This is a genomic window from Bradyrhizobium sp. (assembly GCF_016462955.1).
Lineage (GTDB): Bacteria > Pseudomonadota > Alphaproteobacteria > Rhizobiales > Xanthobacteraceae > Bradyrhizobium.
This window is the reverse complement of the sequence record NZ_JAEMSD010000146.1, coordinates 1-3483: the sequence shown is the minus strand read 5'-3', so window position 1 is coordinate 3483 and position 3483 is coordinate 1. Positions and strand designations below refer to the sequence as shown.

The 3483-nt window shown below is 63.7% G+C and carries 3 protein-coding genes; 2 read left to right on the top strand and 1 reads right to left on the bottom strand.

Going from position 1 to position 3483, the window contains the following annotated elements:
• On the top strand, positions 1–759 hold a 759-nt coding region (locus JHD07_RS16820), incomplete at its 5' end, for a cytochrome P450 (RefSeq protein WP_291624192.1).
• Between the two features lie 104 nt (positions 760–863).
• On the opposite strand, the gene JHD07_RS16815 is transcribed toward JHD07_RS16820, so the two are convergent.
• Entirely contained in the window at positions 864–1703 is an 840-nt protein-coding gene (locus JHD07_RS16815; protein ID WP_291624191.1) for a glucose 1-dehydrogenase, read from the bottom strand.
• Between the two features lie 179 nt (positions 1704–1882).
• Between JHD07_RS16815 and JHD07_RS16810 the strand changes: the two genes are divergently transcribed.
• Positions 1883–2848: an HWE histidine kinase domain-containing protein gene (locus JHD07_RS16810; RefSeq protein ID WP_291624190.1), complete on the top strand. Its 966-nt coding sequence runs from the start codon at positions 1883–1885 to the stop codon at positions 2846–2848.
• Positions 2849–3483 lie beyond the last annotated feature (635 nt).

The following is a 3483-nucleotide window of genomic DNA, read 5'->3' as shown; positions in this document are numbered from 1 at the left end:
CAGATGGTGCGAGGAGTGAAGGGACGCAAGCGCATCGTCGCCTATTTTCGCGAGCAGATTCCCTTGCGCCGCGGCAATCACGGCGGCGACGACCTGTTCTCGCAGCTCTGCCGCGCCACCCATGAGGACGGCGCGTTGCTCTCGGAGCAGGACATCATCGACCATATGAGCTTCCTGATGATGGCGGCGCACGACACGCTGACGTCGTCGCTGACCTCCTTCATCGGCGAGCTCGCCGCCAATCCCCACTGGCAGGACAGGCTGCGTGCCGAGGTGCTCGCGCTCGGCCTTGCCCTGGGTGCGCCCAGCAGCTTCGACGATCTGGAGAAGATGCCGCTCACCGAGATGGCGTTCAAGGAGGCGCTGCGGATCAAGCCGCCGGTGCCGTCGATGCCGCGCCGTGCGATGCGCGATTTCAGCTTCAAGGGGTATGCGGTCCCCGCCGGCACCGCGGTCGGCATCAATCCGCTCTTTACGCACCACATGAAGGAGATCTGGCCGGAGCCGGACCGCTTCGATCCCTTGCGCTTCACCGAGGACGCGCAACGCGGCCGCCACCGCTTCGCCTTCGTGCCGTTCGGCGGCGGCGCGCATATGTGCCTCGGCCTGCACTTCGCCTATATGCAGGCGAAATGCTTCGCACGGCATTTCCTGGAGAATATCGAGGTGTCGCTGGAGCCGGGCTACAAGCCGGACTGGCAGATGTGGCCGATTCCGAAACCGCGGGATGGATTGCGGGTGCGGGTGAAGGCGGTTTAGGGCACAGCGCGCGAAGAGCGCGCCTTTGTCCACCCTACGACACTGAGAATCTCGGGATTCCGGGTTCGATGCTTCGCATCGCCCCGGAATGACGACAGATATCCCTACGCCCCCTGATCGAACGCCTTGCGCAAGGCCACGTAGCCCTGCTGCTGCTGGCTCCAGTTGCGGCCGCCGGTCATGGCGCCGTCAACGACAAGGTCGTGGCCGTTGACGAAGCTGGATTCATCGCTGGCGAGGAACACCGCGGCTTGGGCGATGTCGTCGGGAAGGCCGGCACGCGGGATCGGCTGTGCGGTCTTGTAGACCTCGCGCATCACCGCCGGCGTCTTCTCCGCCGCGTCGGTCGAGAGCCCCAGCGCCTTGCCGAAAATGCCGGTTGCGATCGCGCCGGGCGAGATCGCGTTGACGCGGACGTTGGATTCACCGAGCTCCATCGCCACGCATTTGGTGAGATGGATCACCGCCGCCTTGGCGGCGCTGTACACCATCGACGACGAGAAGCCGGCGAGGCGGCCTGCAATGCTGCCATTGTTGATGATGCTGCCTGAGCCCTGCTTCTTCATGTAGGGGGCGGCGTGCTTCATGCCGAGCATGACGCTGCGCACCAACGTCGCCATCGCGGCGTCGAACCGCTCGACCTCGAGCCCCTCGATGCCGCCGGTCTGCGCCGGCCCGCCCGCATTGTTGAACAGGCAGTCGATCCTGCCGAATTTGTCCACCGCGAGCGCGATCAGCGCCTGCATCTGCGCTTCGACCGTGACGTCGGTCTGGCGGAAGACACAAGCAGGCCCGAGCTGCTTCGCCAGCGCCTCGCCCTCCGGTAGTCGTCGTCCAGCGATCACAATTTTGGCACCTTCGGCAACGAAGACTTCTGCAGTGCGCAATCCGATGCCGCTGGTCGCTCCCGTGATCACCGCCACCTTGCCGTCCAGCCTACCCATGGAATGTTCCCGTTCTTGAACGATTTGATACCCAATGATGGATGTCGGCCGCCACCATCGCGGAAGCGGCTACTATTCCTGCCCGCTGCCGCCAAGGCAAGCTATGCTTGTGACGGCGGCATGCGTGACATCCTCGCGGGCCGATCGATGTTCGAACGCCTCTCGCAACCGGGCTGCGCATGGGGAAGCTGATCGACGAGTTTCGCAAGGGCTGGCAAGGAGCGGCGGCGCCCTCGCTTGGCCTGAGCATCGGCTTCGCCGTGACCTGCCTTTTGGCCGCCACCCTGGTCCGCTGGGGACTCGCTCAGGTTCGCCCCGACATCTATTTCACGCCGTACTTCCCGGCCGTGTTCTTTGCTGCGGCGCTAGGCGGATTTCGGATCGGCATCGTGACGGCGCTGGTCGGCGGTGTGCTCGGCGTCGTCTTGAATTTCGGCGATGCATTTGCCGATCGCGCGCGGTTTGCGCTGCTGGCACTCTACTGGGCCGTCTGCGCGATGACCATCTGGGGTGTCGAGCACTATCGCACCATGCTGGCCGAGCAGCGGCGGATCTCCAAACGCCTGATCGAGGAAGAGGCATATCGCAAGCAGCTGGTCGATGAGCTGCAGCACCGGCTGAAGAACAAGCTGTCGACCGTGCATGCCGTGTTGCACCAGGTGCTGCACGACCAGCCGCAGGTCTGGGCCCGGATCGATCCGCGGCTGCGCTCGCTGGCCGCGACCGACGATCTGATCTCACGGATCGACAAGGCCGGCTGCGATATCCGCGACCTCCTGATTTCGGAGCTCGGGCCTTACGGCCATGTCCGCTTCACGCTCAACGGCGACCGATTGTTCCTGCCGCCGAAGCTCGCGGTGACGCTGTCATTGATGTTTCACGAGCTTGCCACCAACGCGGGCAAGTACGGCGCATTCTCCTCGCCGCGCGGTCTGTTGCAGGTGTCGTGGACCATCAGCGACGACCGCCTGACCATCACCTGGGACGAAACCGAGGGGCCGAGCGTGGACAAGGTGTCCGAACCCGGCTTCGGCACCCAGCTGCTGAAATCGGCATTGTCGGCCTTCGACGGCAAGACCGAGATCTCATATCTGAAAACCGGACTGCATTGCATCATGCAGTGCCGCATCCCAGCAAGCGGCTAACGATTAGGTTTAGGTGTCGCAACGTGGGAGGTGCGCTCCCTCCCCGCTCGCGGCAGGGCAATCGCATATGGTTTTGAAAGACCTGAGCGCGCGCCTCGCCCTTCGAGACGACCGCTTCGCGGTCCCTCAGGGTGAGGCTAAGCGGCACCGGTGCCCGTTGAAACCAGCGAAACGCATGCGGTCCTCATCCTGAGGGCCCGCCAACGGCGGGCGTCTCGAAGGATGGCCACAGGCGAGATCATTCCCATATGCGATTGCCCTGCGCTTGCGGGGGAAAGTTGGTGAGAGGGTATCTCCGCAATCGAGCCCCCCAGAGGAGAAAACCCTCACCCGTGCCTTCGGCACGACCTCTCCCGCAAGCGGGAGAGGTCGTGCCGAGCCCGCGGCCAATCGATTTAACCCAAGCGCATCCCGAGTCAGACTCTACAGCGAGCGAAATCCATCTGCGCGCACTGCGCTCGCGCCTGCATTTCACTGAGCGCGTTGACCCTCTGTTAATGACGATCGCCAGCGCGCGTCGCATCGCCGCAAGTTTTCTCCAAAACACCCTCGTATTTCTCCGGAGCCCTTAACCAAACTTAAGAGGGAACCGCGCAAGATCGCGCCATTGCAAAGGCGCGCCGAAACAACAAGAT